This window comes from Conexibacter sp. DBS9H8 (assembly GCF_023330685.1).
Lineage (GTDB): Bacteria > Actinomycetota > Thermoleophilia > Solirubrobacterales > Solirubrobacteraceae > Palsa-465.
In genome coordinates this window covers 1,508,644-1,527,270 of the sequence record NZ_CP097128.1, presented here as the reverse complement: position 1 = coordinate 1,527,270, position 18,627 = coordinate 1,508,644, and the positions used below count along the sequence as shown (strand labels likewise).

The following is an 18,627-nucleotide window of genomic DNA, read 5'->3' as shown; positions in this document are numbered from 1 at the left end:
CCGGCGGGAGGAAGGCCGCCGGCAAGGCCCGGGCGGGGGCCGGGAAGGGACCCCCTCCCCGGCCCCCGCCCCTCAGTCGAGCGCGATCCCGTACACGGCGGAGAGCTTGGCCTTGAGGTAGGCGACGAAGGGACCGACCTCGATGCCGGTCCCGACGACGCGCTCGAGCAGCCCCGGGGTGAGGTACTTGGCGCCGTGACGGTGAACGTGGGTGCCCAGCCACTCCCGCAGCCGCGAGAGCTCCCCCGCGGCGAGCGAGTCAGCAAGGTCGGGGATGTCGCGGTTGACCGCCCCCCACAACTGGCCGGCGATCAGGTTCCCGAGCGCGTAGGTGGAGAAGTACCCGATCAGCCCGCCCGACCAGTGCACGTCCTGGAGCACCCCGTCTGCGTCACTGGGCACGTCGATGCCGAGGTACTCCTTGTACTTGGCGTTCCAGGCCTCCGGCAGATCGGCCACCGCGAGAGTGCCGTTGACGAGCGCCTGCTCGAGCTCGAAGCGGATGATGATGTGCAGGCCATAGGTCGCCTCGTCAGCCTCAACGCGGATGAGCGACGGGGAGATCCGGTTGACCGCGCGGAACAGCGCGTCGGGGCTGACCCCGGTCAGGGCGCCGCCGAAGCAGTCGGCGACCTTCGGGGCGAGAACCTCGGCGAATGGACGTCCGCGCCCGACCATGTTCTCCCACAGCCGGCTCTGTGACTCGTGTACGCCGAGGGAGACGCCGTGCCCGAGCGGCGTGCGCATCAGCTCGGGAGCGACCTGAGCCTCATAGAGCCCATGGCCGGTTTCGTGCATCGCCCCGAACAGGCTGGAGGCGAAGTACCCCTCCTCCCAGCGGTCGGTGATCCGCACGTCGGTGGCGCCGAAGCTCGTCGCGAACGGGTGGGCGGAATCATCCATCCGCCACCCCTCCGGGTTCCAGCCCTGGAGGGAGATGACCTCGCGGACGAGCCGGCGCTGAGCCTCGACGGGGAAGTGACCGTGGAGGATCGAGGTGTCGACCTCACGGGCACTCAACGTCGCGATGAGGGGAACGAGCTCGTCGCGCAACTCCGAGAACAGCCGGGTCACCTCAGCGGTCGTCATCTGCGGCTCATAGTCGTCCAGCAGCACGTCATAGGCGCAGTCGAAGCCGTCAAAGCATTCGACGTAGCGCCGCTTCAGCTCGAGGTTGTGCGTGAGCGCCGGGATGAAGGCGGCGAAGTCGTTGCCGGCCCGCGCGGTGACCCACACCTCCTGCCCAAGGGAGGAGGCGCGGGCGATCTCCCCGGCCAGGTCGGTCGGGACTTTGCGCGCCTTCTCCCACACCCGACGGGCGTGGAAGACGAGCGCGACATCATCATCGTCGGGGCTGTCACGTCCGGCCGCGTCCAGCTCGGCCGCGGCAGCGTCGAGCAGCCGGCCGACCTCAGCGGAGACGAACCGTTCGTGGGCGAGCCGTTCGAGGGTGGCGAGCATCTCCGCCCGCTGGGCTGCCCCGCGCGGAGGCATCTGTGTGTGCTGATCCCAACTGGCCAGCTCGGCGGCCTGGGTGAGGTCCTCGACCTCGGCGAGCCGCTCACGCAGCTGCTGGAGCTTGGTACTCATCAGATCTCCTTCAGATCGGGGACGGGCGGGGCGGACGCGCTGTGCCACCATTGCAGCATGTTCCGACCGGGTGGCTCGATCAAGCTGGCACGCATCGCCGGCATCAGAATCGGGGTCGACGCGACCTGGTTCCTCATGCTGTTCCTGATGATCTTCCTCGTCTCCGGGTCCTTCCGGACGGTGCTGGGCTCCTCCGACGCCGTCGCCTACCTGACGACGCTTGCGACCGTCCTGCTGTTCTTCGCCTCCCTCATCCTGCACGAACTCGGGCACGCCCTCGCCGCCCGCCGGGAGGGGATCACCGTCAACCGGATCGAACTGTTCCTGTTCGGCGGAATCACCCAGATGAGTCGGGATGCCGCCACCCCCGGCGAGGAGTTCCGGATCGCCGTCGCCGGCCCGCTCGGCACGCTCCTGTTCGGACTGATCTGCGCGGGAGTGGACATGGCGATCGTCGGTCCGAGCCGCCTCATCGACGCGATCGAACTGACCGGTGGGGTCCGCCTCACCCCCGTGCTGCTCGCCCTCTCCTGGCTACTGGTGATGAACGCGGCGATCCTCGTCTTCAACCTGATCCCCGCCTACCCGCTCGACGGCGGACGGATCGCACGCGCGATCGTCTGGCGTCGCACCGACAGCAAGGTCGCCGGCACGCGGGCGGCGGCGACGCTCGGGCAGTGGCTCGCCCTGCTGATCGGCGGTGGAGGCTTCCTCCTCCTGCTCCGCCACGACACCTTCACCGGGATCTGGCTGATGATCGTCGCCTGGATGATCTACTCGAGCGCCCGGGCGAGCCTGCGCCAAAGTCGGGTGGCCGAGCGGATGGAGACGATCCGGGTCTCGGACATCATGGACCACGAGCCGGTGATCATCACCTCCTCGGTCCCGGCCACCCAGGCCCTCGATGAGTTCTTTCACCGCTACGACGCGACGTGGCTGCCCGTCGTCGACGACCGTGGCCACTACCTCGGGATCTCCCAGCGCGATGCGGTCGCCCGGGCGACGGAGGCCGGCGAGGGCTGGCTGACGGTCGCCTCGATGCTGGAGGCCGACGACGGGGACTCACGCGTCTCCGAAGACCGCCCGCTCAGCGACCTGATCGCCCTGCCCGCCCTCGGCCGGCTCGGTGGGGTCGTCGCCGTCGACGTCAACGGGATCGTGCGTGGCGTCGTCACCCTCGATCAGGTCAAGCGCGCGCTGATGAGCCTGTTCCCCTCCAGCCAGACCTGAGCCGCGCGTATCATCGCCCGCTCCGCCCCGCACAGGCACGGGGGGCGGGGCGCCTCCGGCGCGCCGACGCCCGCTGCCCCCCACACGCACGAGGGGCGGGGCGCCTCCCAGCGCTCCGCCCCTCTCCTACCCCTGATCGTCCCTGATGGAAGTTGTGTGTCGCCGGTGCCCCGCACCGGCGATGTCGTCATGGTGACGGACCCGGCGCAATCCGTCGTCCCCTGAGGTGGGTGATCTTGGGGGTGCAAGGGGGATGGTGAACGGGTGATCTGCCCATCACCCGTTCTGGTAGCCTCATGGTCGTCACGGGAGACGCCGATGGAGAGAGAGATATGTCGCTGCGCGCCCCCGTCACCGTCGTCCTGTCCCAGTTCGAGGACATCATCGGCCTCGGCCTGAGGGTGCTCATCGACGGTGACCCCGGCCTCGAGCTCGTCGCCCACAACGTCCCCCACAGCGAGCTCGCCGCCGTCCTGCTCCGGCACGCCCCGCGGGTGGCGGTGCTCAACTTCGGCTCCCTCGTCTCGGCCACCGACCTGCGGGCCCTGCGACGCAGCTGCCCGGACACGCGACTGCTCGTGCTCGCCAACCACCCCGGCCCGAACGAGTGCCGCCAGCTGCTTTCCTTCGGCGCCGACGCCTGCCTCGCCAAGCACACCGAGGCGCGGGACGTGCTGCACGCCATCCACCTCGCCTCCCGCGGCCTCCAGGTCCTCCCGGCGATGGACGGCGGCGGCGAGGAACGGGCGCCCGCGCCCGGACCGGACCTGCTCACCCCGCGTGAGGCCGACGTCCTCACCCTGCTTCAGCGCGGCCGTTCCAACGCAGAGATCGCCCTCGAGCTGTCGGTCGGGATCGAGACGGTCCGGACCCACGCGCGACGGGTCTACCGCAAGCTCGGGGTCAGGACCCGGCGGGAACTGCGCAGCGCGTCCGGCCGGACCTGATCAGCGCCTCGGCGATCTGGACCGCGTTCGTCGCCGCGCCCTTACGCAGGTTGTCGGCGACGACGAACATCTGAAAGGCCCGCGGGTGGCTCGCGTCGTCGCGCAGGCGGCCGACGAACACCTCATCCCGACCCTCGGCGCGCAGCGGCGAGGGCACGTTCTCGAGGACAACCCCAGGCGCAGCCGCCAGCAGTGCCCGCACGTCGTCGATGGCGATCGGCTCGCGGGTCTGGACGTTGACGCTCTCAGAGTGGCCGACCCGGACGGGGACGCGCACGCAGGTGACGGCGACCGCGATGCTGTCGTCCTCGAGGATCTTTCCCGTCTCGAAGATCATCTTGCGCTCCTCATCGGTGTGGTCGTCCCCGTCGGGGAAGCTGCCGGCCGCACCGATCACGTTGAAGGCGATGTGGTCCGGGTAGACGGCCGGGGCCGGCAGCGGCGCGCCGGCGAGGGCGGCCGCCGCCTCCGCGTCCAGGGCGCTGAGCGCAGCCACGCCGGTGCCCGATACCGACTGGTAGGTGGAGACGATCAGCCGCTCGATCCCGACCGCCCGGTGGATCGGGGCGAGGGCGACCATCAGCTGCATCGTCGAGCAGTTCGGGTTGGCGACGATCCCCGGCGTGTCCGGACCGATCCCCGACAGCGCATGCGGGTTGACCTCGGCGACGACGAGCGGGACCGCCGGGTCCCGCCGGAACGCGGAGGAGTTGTCGATCACGGTCGCCCCGGCCGCTACGAACCTCGGCGCCCAGTCCCGGGAGGTGGCCGCCCCGGCCGAGAACAGGGCGAGATCGAACCCGGACAGGTCGGCGGCCTCATCGAGTCCGCGCACCGTCCGACCGCCGAGCACCCGCCCGGCTGACCGCGGGGTGGCAAACAGGGTGAGGTCGCCGTCGAGCCCGCGCTCGGCGAGGCAGGCGAGCATCACCGTGCCGACCGCGCCGGTCGCCCCGACGACGGCGATCCGCGGGGTCACCGCCCACCTCCGGGGCCGGTCCCACAGACCGGCGAAGTCGGCGCGGTCATCGTGACTGCTGTCCGATCGGAAGCTCCTGCTCGCCGCCGCCGAGACCGAAGGCGGTGTGAAGGGCGAGCACGGCCGCCGGGACGGCGTCCTCGCGGATCAGGCAGGTGATCTTGATCGGGGAGGTGTGGATGATCTCGATGTTGATCTCCTCCTCGGCGAGAACCTGGAACACCTTGGCGGCGACCCCGGGGTGTGAGCGCATCCCCGCCCCGATGATCGACACCTTGCCGACCTGCTCGTCGAGGGCGATGCCGCTGATCCCCAGCTCGGTGGCGACGGGGCCGAGGGCGGTCTCGGCGGCGTGGAGATCGTCGGCGGCGAGAGTGAAGGAGACCTCGGCCTGGACCCCCTCCCCCTTGGGCTCGTTCTGGACGATCGTGTCGACGTTGACGCCCGCCTCCGCCAGCGCGGTGAAGATCGCAGCGGCCGCGCCCGGCCGATCGGGGACGCCGCTGAGGGTGATCAGCGCCTCCTCGGTCGTGTGGGTGACAGCGGTGATGAGCGGGTTCTCCATGGTCTCCTCCTCCCCGACGACCACCGTGCCGGTGGCGTCGCTGAAACTCGAACGGCAGTGGATCCGGACCCCGTGGGTCCGGGCGTACTCGACGCTGCGCAGCTGCAGCACCTTCGCCCCGGAGGCGGCCATCTCGAGCATCTCCTCGAAGGAGACGACCGGCAGTTTGCGGGCGTCGGGGACGATCCGCGGGTCGGCGCTGTAGACCCCGTCGACGTCGGTGTAGATCTCACACACCTCCGCGGAGACGGCCGCGGCGAGCGCGACCGCGGTCGTATCCGAGCCGCCGCGCCCGAGCGTCGTCACGTCGCGGGAGGTCGACACGCCCTGGAAGCCGGCGACGAGGACGATCATGTCCTCCTCGAGCGCCTTGCGAATCCGGTCGGCACGCACGTCGATGATCCGCGCCCGGGTGTGGGAGGTGTCGGTGACGATCCCGGCCTGGGAGCCGGTGAGGGAGATCGCGCGGTGACCAAGGTCGTTGATCGCCATCGCACACAGGGCGCAGGAGATCCGCTCGCCGGTGGACAGGAGCATGTCCATCTCCCGCGGGTCGGGGTGGGCGGAGACCTCCAGGGCGGCGGCGATCAGCTCATCGGTCGTGTGGCCGCGGGCGGACAGGACGGCGACGACCCGCCGGCCCGCCTCCCGCTGGGCGACGATCCGGGCGGCGGCCCGGCGGATCTTCTGGGCGTCGGCGACGGAGGTGCCGCCGAACTTCATCACCACGGTCGGTTGCATGCGCGCAGTGGAGGGTAGAGGGCGGCGGCTGCGGTAGGGTATCCAGACAGAACATCAATCCCGGGGAGCCCCCCACCGGGGGGGCTGAGAGGGCGCTTGGCTGCGCCGACCCGCCGAACCTGATCTGGCTCATACCAGCGAAGGGAGGACCGCATGACTCAGCTGTCTGAGGCCCGTGAGGGCACCGTCACCACCGCGATGGCGCGCGTCGCCGAACGGGAGGCGCTCGACCCCGAGACGATCCGCACCGAGGTCGCCGCCGGCCGGATGGTGATTCCCGCCAACGTCGGCCACCACCGGCTCGACCCGATGGGGATCGGCATCGCCGCGCGCGTGAAGATCAACGCGAACATCGGCAACTCGCCGACGAGCTCGTCCCTGGGCGAGGAGGTCGACAAGCTGCTGCTCGCCCAGCGGTGGGGAGCCGACACGGTGATGGACCTCTCCACCGGCAAGAAGATCGAGGCGATCCGCGAGGCGATCCTCGCGGAGGCGACCGTGCCGATCGGGACCGTGCCGATCTACGAGGCGCTCGAGCGGGCCGGCTCGCCGGGTGAGCTGAGCGCCGAGCTGCTGTGTGCGGTGATCGAGGATCAGGCCCGCCAGGGGGTCGACTACATGACCATCCACGCCGGGGTACTGCTGGAGCACCTGCCCCTGTGCCGGGACCGGGTGACCGGCATCGTCTCCCGTGGCGGTGGTCTGCTCGCTCGCTGGATGGTCGAGCACAGCGCCGAGAACCCGCTCTATGAGGCCTTCGACGACGTGCTGGAGATCTGTGCCCGCTATGACGTGACGATCTCCCTCGGCGACGGCCTTCGCCCCGGATGCATCGCCGACGCCTCCGACGCCGCCCAGTTCGCCGAGCTCGACACGCTCGGCGAGCTCGTTCAACGCTGCCGGGCCGCCGGGGTCCAGGCGATGGTCGAGGGGCCCGGCCACATCCCCCTCGATCAGCTCGAGATGAACGTCGCCCGCCAGCAGACCGTCTGTGACGGCGCGCCGTTCTACACCCTCGGGCCGCTGGTGACCGACATCGCCCCCGGCTATGACCACATCACCTCAGCGATCGGGGCGGCGATCGTCGGCTGGCACGGCACCTCGATGCTCTGCTACGTCACCCCGAAGGAGCACCTCGGGCTGCCGAACGCCGAGGACGTCAAGCAGGGGCTGATCGCCTACCGGATCGCCGCCCACGCCGCCGACCTCGCGCGCGGATCGACGCGGGCGGCCGCCTGGGACCGGGAACTGTCAGAGGCCCGCTTCTCCTTTGACTGGAACCGCCAGTTCGATCTGTCACTGGACCCCGATACCGCACGGGCGATGCACGACGAGACCCTCGCCGACGACTACTTCAAGACGGCGGAGTTCTGTGCGATGTGCGGGCCCAAGTACTGCCCGATGCACAACTTCCGCAACGTCGACTGGGACGCGCTCACAGCGCTCGCCGACCGGAGAAGGCGCGCCCGAGCGTAAGTTCGTCGGCGTACTCGAGGTCGGCGCCGACCGGCAGCCCGGAGGCGAGGCGGGTCACCGCCACCTCCGGGCTGGCGGCGCGGAGGTGAGCGGCGATGTGCAGGGCCGTCGCCTCCCCCGTCGTCGTCGGGTTGGTGGCGATGACGACCTCGCGAACGCCGTCGACGGCGACCCGCGCGTACAACTCGTTCAGCTTCAGGTCCTCGGGGTCGATCCCGTCGATCGGGGAGAGCGCCCCGCCGAGGATGTGGTAGCGGCCCCGCCACTCGTGGGTCCGCTCGATCGGGATCACGTCCGCGGGCTCCTCGACGACGCAGATCAGCCCCTCGTCGCGGCGGGCGTCCTGGCAGATAACACAACGAGGCCCCTCCGCGAGGTTGAAGCACACCTCACAGAAGGTGATCTTCTCCTTCACCTCGCGGATCGCGGCGGCGAGGGCGAAGGCGTCGTCCTCGGTCGCCTTGAGCAGGTGGAAGGCGAGCCGCTGGGCGGTGCGGCCGCCAACCCCCGGGAGCTTGGACAGCTCGGTGATGAGACGCTGCAGCGGCGGGGCGTGAAGGGACACGGAGGCTTTGGGGGGTACCGGGGCGGGGGGGTGCCGGGGGTGGCGGGGGTGGCGGGGGCGCCGGGGGCGCTAGAACCCGGGGATCCCGAGGCCACCCATGCTCTGTCCGAGCGGGCCGGCGGCCGCCTCCATCCGGGAGGCGGCGAGCTCCTGGGCCTTGCGGATCCCCTCGTTGACGGCCGACAAGACGAGGTCGGAGAGCATCTCGACATCCTCGGGGTCGACCGCCTCAGGGGCGATCGTGATCGCCTTGAGGACCATCTCCCCGGTCACCTCGACGCTGACGGCGCCGCCGCCGACCGTCGCGGTCACCGTCTCGTCCTTGAGCGCCTCCTGGGCGCGGGCCATGTCGGCCTGCATCTTCTGGACCTGCTTGAGCATCTGCTGCATGTTGGGTTGGGGCGGCATCTACGTTCTCCTCAGTCGGTGAGTTCCTCGGCGTCAAAGGTCTCGACGAGACTCTGGATCAGCTCGGCCTCTGAGAGCTTGTCAGAGGCCGGTGGGGCGACCCCCGGCGCCGGGTCGGCGTGCGGATCGGCGATCACGTAGCGCAGCGCGAGACGGACGCCGGTGACCGCATGGACGGCGTTGGCGGCACTCTGGCGGTGATGCTCGTTGCCTTCGAGCTTGCGCTTCTGAAACTGGGCGCCGGCTGGGAGCGCGAGGGTGAGCTCTCCATCGCTGAGTGCGACGGGAACGGCGACACGCAGCAGTGCCGCGAGCATCTCATTCTCGGCCCGGATCGCCTCGACGACGGCGGGCCACACGTCGGCCATCTCCGGGAGGGCGGGAAGGGACGGGGGTGGCGGTGGTGCCGGCGGGGCGGGCGCCGGCGGGGCGGGCGCCGGCGGGGCGGGCGCCGGCGGGGCGGGCGCCGGCGGGGCGGGCGCCGGCGGGGCGGGCGCCGGCGGGACCGTCGCCGCGACGGCGCGCGGGGCCGGGGCGCCCCGGCCCTGCTCGAGCCGCTCGATCCGGGACAGCAGCGCGGCGACGGACGGGTCGTACTCGGGCGCGGCGGCGCGGATCAGCACGAGCTCAAGCTGGATCCGTGCCTGGGCGCCGTCACCGATCGCGCCGAGGGCGCTGGAGATGAGATCGAGCAGCCGGACCGCGTCGGTCGGCGCGAGCGCCTCCGCCTGGGCGCGCAGGCGGGCATCCCGGTCGGAGGTGAGGGCGAGCTCCGGCGGCACGCTGCCGATCACCTGCACGGCGAGCAGCTCGCGGGCGTGGGACTCGAGGTCGCGCAGCACCTGACCGGGATCGCGCCCGGTCCCGGCGAGCGCGTGGCCGGCCCGCAGGGCCGCCGCGGGGTCACGGGCGATCATCGCCTCCACCGCAGCGAACAGTGCCTCCGCGTCGGCGATCCCGAGCACCGCCAACACGTCGGCAGGCACGATCGGGGCGTCCCCGGCGTAGTCGACGAGCTGCTCGAGGGTGCCGAGGGCGTCCCGGTAGGAGCCCGTCGCGTGGCGCGCGATCAGCGCCGCCGCCCCGTCGGCGAGGGCGATCCCCTCCTGGGCGGAGACCCGGGTGAGCAGGCCGGCGATCTGCTCCGCGCCGGGCCGACCGAAGTCGAAGCGGTGGCAGCGGTCGACGACGGTCGGCAGCACCTTCTGGGCCTCCGTCGTCGCGAGCACGAAGACGGTGTGGGGCGGCGGCTCCTCGAGGGTCTTGAGGAACGCGTTCCAGGCCTGGCTGGAGAGCATGTGGGCCTCATCGAGGATGTAGACCTTGTGGCGGCCACTCACCGGGGCGTAGGCGACGGTCTCGCGGAGCTCGCGGATGTCGTCGACGGAGTTGTTGGAGGCGGCGTCCATCTCGATCACGTCGAGGGAGGTCGCGTTGGCGATCGACACGCACGAGTCACACACGCCGCACGGCGTCACCGTCGGGCCGTTCACGCAGTTGAGACAGGCGGCGAGGATCTTGGCCATCGAGGTCTTGCCGGTCCCGCGCGAGCCGACGAACAGATAGGCGTGGTGGACCTTGTCGCGCTCCACCGCGTGGGTGAGGGTCCGCACGACGTGCTCCTGGCCGACCACGTCCGCGAAGCTACGGGGGCGGTGACGGCGATAGAGAGAGGGTCCGGCAGGCACGGCCGCGGAGTCTAGAGGCGCGCCGGACGACCGCAGACGCCCCGCCGCGCCTGGAGGTTGCCGCTTAAGGCTGCTTGCTTCCGCACCTGACCTGGTTCACAGGCCTCCACCGCGACGGGACGGCATCGATTCTAGATCAGCCCCGCTGGGCCGGGCGATGCAGCCCTCCCGGCAGGGCCGGGGGGCCGCTAATGTCGCCCGCTCATGGTCGTCGGGGTGCTCGGACTCGGATACGTGGGGCTGCCGCTCGCGGTCGCCTTCGCTGAGGCGGGGGCGGAGGTGATCGCCGTCGACACCGACCCGGCGAAGGTCCGGGCGATCCGCGCCGGCGCGTCCTACATCGAGGATGTCAGCTCCCTCCGGCTCGCCGCCGTCGCCGGACAGCTGACGGCGACGACGAGCTACAGCCCGCTCAACCATGCAGAGGCGGTCATCCTCTGCGTGCCGACGCCCCTCAGCGTCAACCGCGAGCCCGACCTCGGCCCGCTGCGCTCGGCGGTCACCCAGCTCGGCCAGGTCGTCTCCCCCGGCCAGCTGATCGTGCTCGAGTCGACGACCTACCCGGGCACGACCCGGGATCTGCTCGTCCCCGAGCTGACCCGTATCTCCGGTCTGCGCGTCCCGGAGGATCTCAACGTCGCCTTCTCCCCCGAGCGGATCGACCCCGGCCGGACCGACTACACGCTCGCGAACACGCCGAAGGTGATCGGTGGGCTCACCTCGGCCTGCGGCGCTCGCGCCCGCGCCCTGTATGCGACCGTGTGCGCCGAGACCGTCGAGGTCTCCAGCCCGGAGGCGGCCGAGCTCACCAAGCTGCTGGAGAACATCTTCCGCAGCGTGAACATCGCGATGGTCAACGAGCTGGCGATCCTCGCCGAGCGGATGGGGATTGACATCTGGGAGGTGATCGACGCCGCCGCGACCAAGCCCTACGGGTTCATGCCGTTCTCCCCCGGGCCCGGAATGGGCGGCCACTGCCTGCCGGTCGATCCGTTCTACCTCACCTGGCGGGCGCGTGAGTTCCACATGTCGACAGAGTTCATCGAGCTCGCCGGCAAGATCAACCAGCAGATGCCGACCCACTGCGTCGAACGGATCGAGCTCGCCCTCAACGATCAGAGCAAGCCGATCCGCGGCTCGGCGATCACGGTCCTCGGGGTCGCCTACAAGGGCGGGGTCGCCGACGTCCGCGAGAGCCCGGCGATCCGGATCATCGAGTCGCTCGCCCAGCGCGGGGCACGCCTGCGCTACCACGACCCCTACGTGGCCTCGCTTGCCGAGCTCAGCCTCACGAGCGTGCCGCTCCCCGAGGCGCTCGCCGGCGCGGACGCGGTCGTCCTGATCACCGCCCACCCGGGCATCGACCACCTCGCGATCGCCCGCGATGCCGCCCTGTTCGTCGATCTGCGCGGGGTCACCCGCGGGGTCGATGCCCCCAACATCGTCCGCCTGTAGGGTGAGTCCATGCCCGCCATCCGCCTGCTCCTCGCCGACGTCGACGGAACCCTCGTCACCTCCGAGAAGGAGCTGACCGACGCGGCGATCGCCGCCGTCCACCGCCTTCACGAGGCGAAGATCATCTTCGCGGTGACCAGCGGCCGTCCCCCGCGCGGGATGGAGATGCTCGTCGAGCCGCTCGGGCTGGAGGGTCCGATCGCCGCGTTCAACGGCGGCCTCATCGTCGACCCGCAGATGCAGCCGATCGAGCAGAAGACGATCCCCGAGGACCTCGTCGCCGACATCATCGCCGTCATCTCCGACTCCGCCGACGCCTGGGTCTACCGGGACGCCGACTGGTTCATCCCCGACCCCGACGGCGCCCACGTCGCCCGCGAGACGAGCACCGTCCAGTTCGATCCGACCGTCAGCGACAATCTCGCCGCGATCACCGCCAACGTCGAGAAGATCACCGGCGTCAGCGACGACCACGACGCGATCGCCCGGCTCGAGCGGGCGCTGGCGGACCGCTTCGGCGACCACGTCTCCGCCGCCCGCTCCCAGCCCTACTACGTCGACGTCACCCACCCGCAGGCGAACAAGGGCGGCGTCGTCGCCTATCTCGCCCACCACTACGGGATCGACCCGGGCGAGATCGCCACGATCGGCGACATGCCCAACGACGTGAGCATGTTCACCCCCTCGGGCCTGTCGATCGCGATGGGCCAGGCCGACGACGAGGTCAAGGACGCCGCCACCCACGTCACCGCCACCAACGACGAGGACGGCTTCGCCAAGGCCATCGACCGGTTCATCCTCACCGACTGACGCACCGGCGCCGGTGGCGGAGGCGCCGGCTGTGGGCTCGGCACCCCCGTCGGCGTGAGCCGAAGCCTCAGACGGCGACCTCGGCGAGGGAGCGCGCTCGAGCACGTGCCCGCCGCCGCGTCATAGTCTCTCAAACGGGAGGTGTAGGGGTGCCGTCTCGGGTTCGGGGACGCTGCGCGCCACCAGCGCAACTGCGCGACGTCACCGCCCCGGCGGCCCCGGCGTCGCCGAGGCCGCCGAGGTGGCGGAGAGCGCCTTAGATCGTCGCCGCGTCGATGACGAACCGATAGCGGACGTCCGAGTCCACGACCCGGTCCCAGGCGGTGTCGATCTCGTCCGCGGAGATCAGCTCGATGTCGGCCCCGATGCCGTGCTCGGCACAGAAGTCGAGCATCTCCTGGGTCCTGGCGATCCCGCCGATCATCGACCCGGCCCACACCTTGTCGCCCTGGATGAGGCTGAAGGGGTGGATCGGGATCGTCGTATCCGCCGGCGGGGCGCCGACGTTGACGACCGCCCCCCCGCGGCGCAGGAGGTCGAGCAGCCCGCTCATGTCCAGCGGCGCCGAGACGGTGTTGATGATCAGGTCAAAGCTCGCCCGGTGGGCCTTGAGCGCCCCCGCCTCTGAGGTGTTGAGGAAGTGCTGGGCACCGAGGGCGGCCGCGTCATCGGCCTTGGCGGCGGTGCGGGAGAGCACGGCGACCTCCGCGCCCATCGCGACGGCGAGCTTGACCGCCATGTGCCCGAGACCACCGAGCCCCACGACGCCGACGCGCTTGCCCGGGCCGGCCCCCCAGCGCTTGAGCGGCGAGTAGGTGGTGATGCCCGCGCACATCAGCGGCGCGGCGACGTCGAGTCCGATTCCCTCCGGGATGTGGCAGACGAAGTGGTCCTTGACGACGGTGTGGGTGCTGTAGCCGCCGTCATGCCAGTGACCGTCATAGCCACGCGAGTTGTACTGCTCGACCATCCCCCGCTCACAGAACTGCTCCTGACCGTCCGTGCAGGCGCCGCACTCTCCGCAGGAGTCGACCATCACGCCAACCCCGACGCGGTCGCCGACCTTGACCTTGGTCACCGCCTCTCCGACCTCCTCGACGGTTCCGGCCACCTCGTGTCCGGGGACGAGCGGGAAGTGGGTGCCGGCCCACTCGTCTCGGCCGGTGTGGATGTCCGAGTGGCAGATGCCGGCGTAGTGGACTTTGATCTTGACGTCATGGGGCCCGAGGTCACGGCGTTCGATCGTGACCTGGGTGAACGGCTCGGAGGGTCCCGCGGTGGCGCGGGCGGTGACGGAGGTGGGCATGGCATTGATTCTACGAGGGTCGAACTGACCCGCCGGCGGCATCCCGGCACAGCGCTTCCACGTCCTCGATGCGACCGCCGGCCCCGGCGGCGCGATCCGTGTGCTGTGCAGCACATTTTGCGTCGGGGGCCTGTCCAGGAGCCTGCTCACCCTCTTGGGCCTCGGGCTGACATCTCCGGCGCTCCCGGCTTGCACGTACCGGGACCGTTAGCGGGAGGGGAACGCCGGTCGGCCCAGGAACCACGCCGCCAAACCAGGATGCGAGCAGTCCAGGTGAGGTCGACGGCCGCCGGCGCGTCACCGCCATCGCCACGCCTCCGTTTGACCGGCCTCCCGGGAGGGTACGCTAAATTGTCCGTACATTTAGCGTGCGATGGGCCTCCCAGATGGAGAACTCAGAGCACAGGAGGCCATAGATGAAGAACACGATCCTCAAGACCAAGGGCGGCGCTTCGGTCGCGCTGATGGGCTTGGCCCTGACGGCGTGCGGGAGCCAGAGTGCGTCCGCAGCCGGAAACCCGGCGCCGAAGCAGGTCGCGGCAGCAGGCAGCTCGGCGACGTCGGCGAACCGTCCCGCGCCGCCGAGCTATCACGTGGTCGCAACCTGGCCGGCAGGGTCGACGCCCCACTTTCCGGGGGTCGACCCTCAGCTGCACAAGCTCTTCGTGAGCAACCTCGCCGCCGGCACGCTGACGGTCATCGACACGCGGACGGGGAAGATATCCGGAACCATCAAGTTGGGCGGGACGGTCCATACCGTCGTGGTCGACGCCAAGACCCAGCGGGTGTATGTCACCGACATCGCGCGAGGCTATCTCGACGTCATCAACGCCCGGACCGACGCGGTGATCAAGGAGCTGCCCGTCGGAGCCCACCTGCACGGCCTGGCGGTCTCGAACCGACTTCACGAGGCGTTCGTCACAGACGTCGCCCAGAGCAGGCTCTACGTCGTAAACACGCTGACCAACAAGGTTGTCAACCCTGCGGGGCTCGCCGTCGGGGCCAATCCGTGGGGCGTGGCCGTCGACGCGGGCACCCGCACCGCTTATGTGGCCAACACCGGAGTCACACTCACCGGGACGGTCGATCCGGCCGGCGACAGTGTAAGCGTGGTCAACCTGTCCACCATGACGGTGACCAAGACGATCACCGTCGGCCCCCACCCCTGGAACGTTGCGACGGATCCCCGCGCCAACACGATCTACGTGGGCGTCGCAGGTAGTGGGCAGGTGGCGGTGATCCGTAACGGCGCCGTGGTCACTGATATCGCGGTCGGCAAGTCACCCCACGGTGTCGCTCTCGACCGGAAGCTAGGTGTGCTCTTCGTGAACAACAGCCTCTCCAATACCGTGTCGATCATCAACGTCGCCGCCGATACCGTCAGCGCGACCGTCAAGGTAGGATCCCAACCGCAAGGTGTGGCCGTTGGTCCCAAAGGGACCGTCTATGTCGTCAACCAGAAGTCAGGGACCGTTTCGGTGCTTCGCCGCACGACGGGATGACGCGCCCCACCGCCCAGCGAGCCCACCCACGTGGGCGAACCTCGCCAGGCGGTGCCGGGCACATGATGGTGTCGGTCACCAGCGCGCGGACGCCCGTCCGCCAATCCGCAGCCTCCGGGGATCAGCGCACGGGCGTCTCGGGGACCGTCAGCGTACGCGCAGGAACACGTAGCGGCCGGCGACGTTCCGGGTCGCGCGGTGACGGTTGTCGAGCGCGTGCTCCCAGATGTGGTAGACGCCCGGCCGCAGGTGGACGCGCAGGAAGAATGTCCAGCGTGTCGTTCCACGGGCGCGCAGGTAGTCGTGGGGTCGACAGCCGCCAAAGCGGGTGAACCGGTGTCGGCCGGTGAGGAAGGCGCACTCGAGCCGACGATGGAACCGGCGGACCCGGGCGATCGCGATCCCGACGTGGACGATCCGGTCGGGGCAGTGGGCAAAGGCGTCCCCGCGCAGCTGCAGGAAGCGGGCGTTGAGGCGCTTGGCCGTGATGTGAGTCACCGGCATCTCCGACCGGGTCTGGCAGCCCGCTGCGTGGTTGTGCCGCTTCTTCGTCGTCGTCGGGCCTTTGGGTGACGCCGGCGTGGTCGGGTGCACCGGTGCCGTGCCGGCCGGCATCGGCGAGCAGTTCGAGCCTTTGACCCCGCCGACGACGACGTTGACCCCGACCGAGTCGGTCCGGCCCTGATCGGTCGAGTACGGCGCAAGGTTGTCGGAGCTGTCGATCGTCCCCAGGGTCACCTGATCAAACGCCTGGGGATCGGTGAGCAGCGCACCGGCCGATGGGGACCCCACCTCGCTGGTGGGAACCGTCACCGTGATCACTCCGGTCGTCGTGTTGACGCTGCCGGTCGCCGCCGAGCCTGCGGTATCCGTGTAGGAGCCGAAGTTGGGGGAGCCCTTGGTTTCGAACGGGCCGGTGTTCCCGGAACTGTAGGTGAAGCCGCCCCCGGACGATTCGACCGCCTGGGCGTAGTAGACGAGCCCGTGGTACTCCCACGCGACATAGAAGGTGAGCGAGTTGGAGTCCGGGGGCACTCCCTGGGAGAGGTCCGGGACCGTCCAGGTGGCGGTGATCTTCGCCGCGCTCGGCGAACTGAGCGTCGCGTTGGTGAGGTCCGCGCCCGGCTGGTTGCCGAGGCTGACGTCGGCCGGGTCGGTGGCGTTGCCGACCGGCGAGTTCATGCTCGCCGTGCAGACGCTCACCGCCGGCCGCTCGGTGCCCGTGTAGGACACCGGCGAGGTCGTCTCTCCATCCGCGGCCTGCATGAAGTCCGACACGTTCAGGGACCCCCAGCCCGAGGCGTAGTCCCAGCCGGGACCGGGCTGGTAGACGCCGTTACCGGTGTCGGTCTCAGAGGCGGTGATGTCGTAGAAATCCTGGCCGTACTGACCGCCGCACGGCGCGGCCGAGCACGTGTCCGCGCTGGACGCCAGCTGGTAGATGAGCGGGTCGGCGAAGCCGTTGCCCCCAGCCGCCTGGACCTTCGCTGCGGCCGCCGACTGGATCCGGGCCCACTGCCCCATCATCAGCGGACTGGACAGGCTCGTTCCGCCCTCCGAGGAGGGGTTCCCGTCGATGTAGATGAAGTACCCGTCGCCGGTGATGTTTCCGGACAGGTCGGCGACGTCGGGCACCCCACGACAGAGCGGAGCGTTGCCGGTGTAGACGACGCTGCCGGAGGCGTTGGAGATGCAATCGTGGTTGATGTGAGCGACCTTGGACTGCCAGCTGGGCGCGGGGATGAACTCGCTCGACCCGCCGCCGCCGGTACTCCAGGAGGTCATCGCGGACTGCTTGTTGGCGCCGGTCGGGTACGTCGTGCCCGGTGAGGAGACGACGGTTCCGCCGACACAGACGACGTACGCGCTCGCGCACGGGTAGTTGACGAGCGGCACCGGCTGGGGGGCGACCCCGTTGCCGGCCCCGGCGACGGGGATGGCGACCTCAGGGCAGCCCGAGCCGGTGTCCCCGGCGGCGGCGAACAGGGTGCGGCCCTCCATCGTCGCCTGCTCGAGCACGGGTTCGGCGCCCGCCTCCAGCTCGTCTCCGAGTTCGGTGCCGTAGGGCTGCTGGGCCAGCGGGCCGGAGACCGGGTTGGTCGGGTTGGCCTCACATTCGCCGAAGCTGGCGTTCATCTCCGCCGGACCGGTCGGATCGTTGGCCCAGGCGCTGAAGGCCGAGAGGATGTCGGCGTCATAGAGCGTCTTGGCGAAGAAGAAGTCGAGCTGCTTGGCGTCGGGGGCCATTCCGGTTGAGGACTGGGAGTCGAGGTACCACTCGATTGCGCCGGTGTTATCCCCATAGGCGCTGTCGGGCCCGCCCTCGGTCTCGATCGTCCGCACCGGGATCTTCGGCAGGCCGACGGCGTTCTCGAACAGGCGCAGCTGGGCGGTGACGCTGGAGGTCTCCCCCTCACCGATGATCCCGATCTTCTGGCCCTGTCCGAGCGCTTCATGGGAGCTCGCGAGCTCCGCGGGGGTCGTCAGGCCGGTGGTCGGGTTCGGGAGCGTGGTCGCCCCCGGCATGTTGTAGATGCCCCACAGCTCCTGCGGGGTGTAGACCTGCTCGTTACCGGACTGGATGCCGACCCCGGGAATGAGTTTGGCGTGCGCGGCACGTTTGTGCTGGCGCACAAGAAAGGCCCGCACTGCCGCGGCCCGCTGGAGGGTCGGGAGGCCGGCGACCCGGTGGCCGGTGAGGCTGGCCAGGCTCATCTTGTCGACCGTGTTGAGACCGAGGACGGCACGGATCGGGAGGCTGTCGGGGACCGACGGCGCGACGTTGTTGGCCAGGAAGGTATGGTCGCCGTAGCTGTAGCGGCTGATGGTGACGTTGAACAGACGGTCCAGTTGCGCGGGAGCGCCGGTGGCGAGGATGTACGCCCCGCCGGGTTCGACGTCGGTGACCGTCAGGCCGCCCGAGGTGAGGAAGGCCTTGACCGCCGCCGTCGTCGCCGGGCTGACCCCGAAGCGCCGCTGGAACTGCGCGACGGTGAGAAAGTGGTGGTACTCGGGGCTGGAGCGGTCATACATCGCGGCCTGCAGCGCGGCTTCGGCCGCGGGGTGCGGGCCGTTGACGGCCACCCCAACGGTCATCTGCGTACCCGCCGGCGGAGCGCCGATCCGGGTGGCCCGTGAGATGCCCGCCAGCCAGCCGGGCACGAGATGGGTCCCCGAGGCCGCCGTCGCCTGGGCCGCCCCGACTCCCAGCACGACGGCGCCGGTGCCGAGCAGCCCCAGCGTCAGCGCGACGGCGAGCAGCTGCGCCCTCAGGGAAGCGCCGAGATGAGCGGGACCGCCGGCTTTCCGGGGGTGCATTCGCAGTCGTCGTCTCATCGTGGCTCGCTCCTTGATCGTTCTCGGCC

General features: G+C 70.3%; 14 protein-coding genes, 1 other RNA gene and 1 riboswitch. Of the genes, 6 read left to right on the top strand and 9 right to left on the bottom strand.

The window, feature by feature from the left end; translation table 11 throughout:
- Positions 1 to 72: 72 nt before the first annotated feature.
- Positions 73 to 1,590 (bottom strand): carboxypeptidase M32, encoded by a 1,518-nt coding sequence (locus M3M55_RS07195; protein ID WP_249012142.1) that lies wholly within the window; start codon positions 1,588 to 1,590, stop codon positions 73 to 75.
- Between the two features lie 57 nt (positions 1,591 to 1,647).
- Here M3M55_RS07195 and M3M55_RS07190 point away from each other — a divergent pair, with 57 nt between their 5' ends.
- Both M3M55_RS07190 and M3M55_RS07185 read left to right on the top strand, forming a co-directional pair.
- Complete coding sequence (locus M3M55_RS07190) at positions 1,648 to 2,820, top strand: site-2 protease family protein (RefSeq protein WP_249012141.1); 1,173 nt, start codon at positions 1,648 to 1,650, stop codon at positions 2,818 to 2,820.
- A 332-nt stretch (positions 2,821 to 3,152) separates the two neighbouring features.
- The gene (locus M3M55_RS07185) at positions 3,153 to 3,767 is read left to right on the top strand and encodes a response regulator transcription factor (protein WP_249012140.1); all 615 of its coding nucleotides are present in this window, start codon (positions 3,153 to 3,155) and stop codon (positions 3,765 to 3,767) included.
- Here the strand turns inward: M3M55_RS07185 and M3M55_RS07180 are convergent.
- Complete coding sequence (locus M3M55_RS07180) at positions 3,724 to 4,746, bottom strand: aspartate-semialdehyde dehydrogenase (RefSeq protein ID WP_249012139.1); 1,023 nt, start codon at positions 4,744 to 4,746, stop codon at positions 3,724 to 3,726. The genes M3M55_RS07185 and M3M55_RS07180 overlap by 44 nt on opposite strands.
- Positions 4,747 to 4,792: 46 nt before the next feature.
- Positions 4,793 to 6,052: an aspartate kinase gene (locus M3M55_RS07175; protein ID WP_249012138.1), complete on the bottom strand. Its 1,260-nt coding sequence runs from the start codon at positions 6,050 to 6,052 to the stop codon at positions 4,793 to 4,795.
- Positions 6,053 to 6,103: 51 nt separating this feature from the next.
- Positions 6,104 to 6,215, top strand: a riboswitch (TPP riboswitch).
- On the opposite strand from M3M55_RS07175, the gene thiC reads away from it, so the two are divergent.
- Entirely contained in the window at positions 6,206 to 7,528 is a 1,323-nt protein-coding gene (gene thiC, locus M3M55_RS07170) for a phosphomethylpyrimidine synthase ThiC (RefSeq protein WP_249012137.1), read from the top strand. It overlaps the preceding riboswitch by 10 nt.
- Here thiC and recR read toward each other — a convergent pair.
- From recR to ffs, 4 genes are all read right to left on the bottom strand, one after another.
- Positions 7,488 to 8,093 (bottom strand): recombination mediator RecR, encoded by a 606-nt coding sequence (gene recR / locus M3M55_RS07165; RefSeq protein ID WP_249012136.1) that lies wholly within the window; start codon positions 8,091 to 8,093, stop codon positions 7,488 to 7,490. The genes thiC and recR overlap by 41 nt on opposite strands.
- A gap of 69 nt (positions 8,094 to 8,162) precedes the next feature.
- On the bottom strand, positions 8,163 to 8,501 hold the full coding sequence (locus M3M55_RS07160; protein ID WP_249012135.1) for a YbaB/EbfC family nucleoid-associated protein: 339 nt from the start codon (positions 8,499 to 8,501) through the stop codon (positions 8,163 to 8,165).
- A gap of 11 nt (positions 8,502 to 8,512) precedes the next feature.
- The gene (gene dnaX / locus M3M55_RS07155; RefSeq protein WP_256469045.1) at positions 8,513 to 10,189 is read right to left on the bottom strand and encodes a DNA polymerase III subunit gamma/tau; all 1,677 of its coding nucleotides are present in this window, start codon (positions 10,187 to 10,189) and stop codon (positions 8,513 to 8,515) included.
- Between the two features lie 31 nt (positions 10,190 to 10,220).
- Positions 10,221 to 10,314, bottom strand: an RNA gene (ffs, locus tag M3M55_RS07150) — signal recognition particle sRNA small type.
- Between the two features lie 79 nt (positions 10,315 to 10,393).
- On the opposite strand from ffs, the gene M3M55_RS07145 reads away from it, so the two are divergent.
- Both M3M55_RS07145 and M3M55_RS07140 read left to right on the top strand, forming a co-directional pair.
- Entirely contained in the window at positions 10,394 to 11,644 is a 1,251-nt protein-coding gene (locus M3M55_RS07145) for a nucleotide sugar dehydrogenase (protein WP_249012134.1), read from the top strand.
- A gap of 9 nt (positions 11,645 to 11,653) precedes the next feature.
- On the top strand, positions 11,654 to 12,454 hold the full coding sequence (locus M3M55_RS07140) for a Cof-type HAD-IIB family hydrolase (RefSeq protein ID WP_249012133.1): 801 nt from the start codon (positions 11,654 to 11,656) through the stop codon (positions 12,452 to 12,454).
- Positions 12,455 to 12,710: 256 nt separating this feature from the next.
- Here the strand turns inward: M3M55_RS07140 and M3M55_RS07135 are convergent, their stop codons facing one another.
- Positions 12,711 to 13,760 carry an NAD(P)-dependent alcohol dehydrogenase gene (locus M3M55_RS07135; protein WP_249012132.1) on the bottom strand — a complete coding sequence of 350 codons (1,050 nt, stop codon included), beginning with the start codon at positions 13,758 to 13,760 and terminating at the stop codon, positions 12,711 to 12,713.
- Positions 13,761 to 14,176: 416 nt separating this feature from the next.
- Between M3M55_RS07135 and M3M55_RS07130 the strand changes: the two genes are divergently transcribed.
- Positions 14,177 to 15,262, top strand: a complete 1,086-nt coding sequence (locus M3M55_RS07130; protein ID WP_249012131.1) for a YncE family protein — start codon at positions 14,177 to 14,179, stop codon at positions 15,260 to 15,262.
- A gap of 147 nt (positions 15,263 to 15,409) precedes the next feature.
- Here M3M55_RS07130 and M3M55_RS07125 read toward each other — a convergent pair whose 3' ends face one another.
- Entirely contained in the window at positions 15,410 to 18,580 is a 3,171-nt protein-coding gene (locus M3M55_RS07125; protein WP_249012130.1) for a protease pro-enzyme activation domain-containing protein, read from the bottom strand.
- Positions 18,581 to 18,627 lie beyond the last annotated feature (47 nt).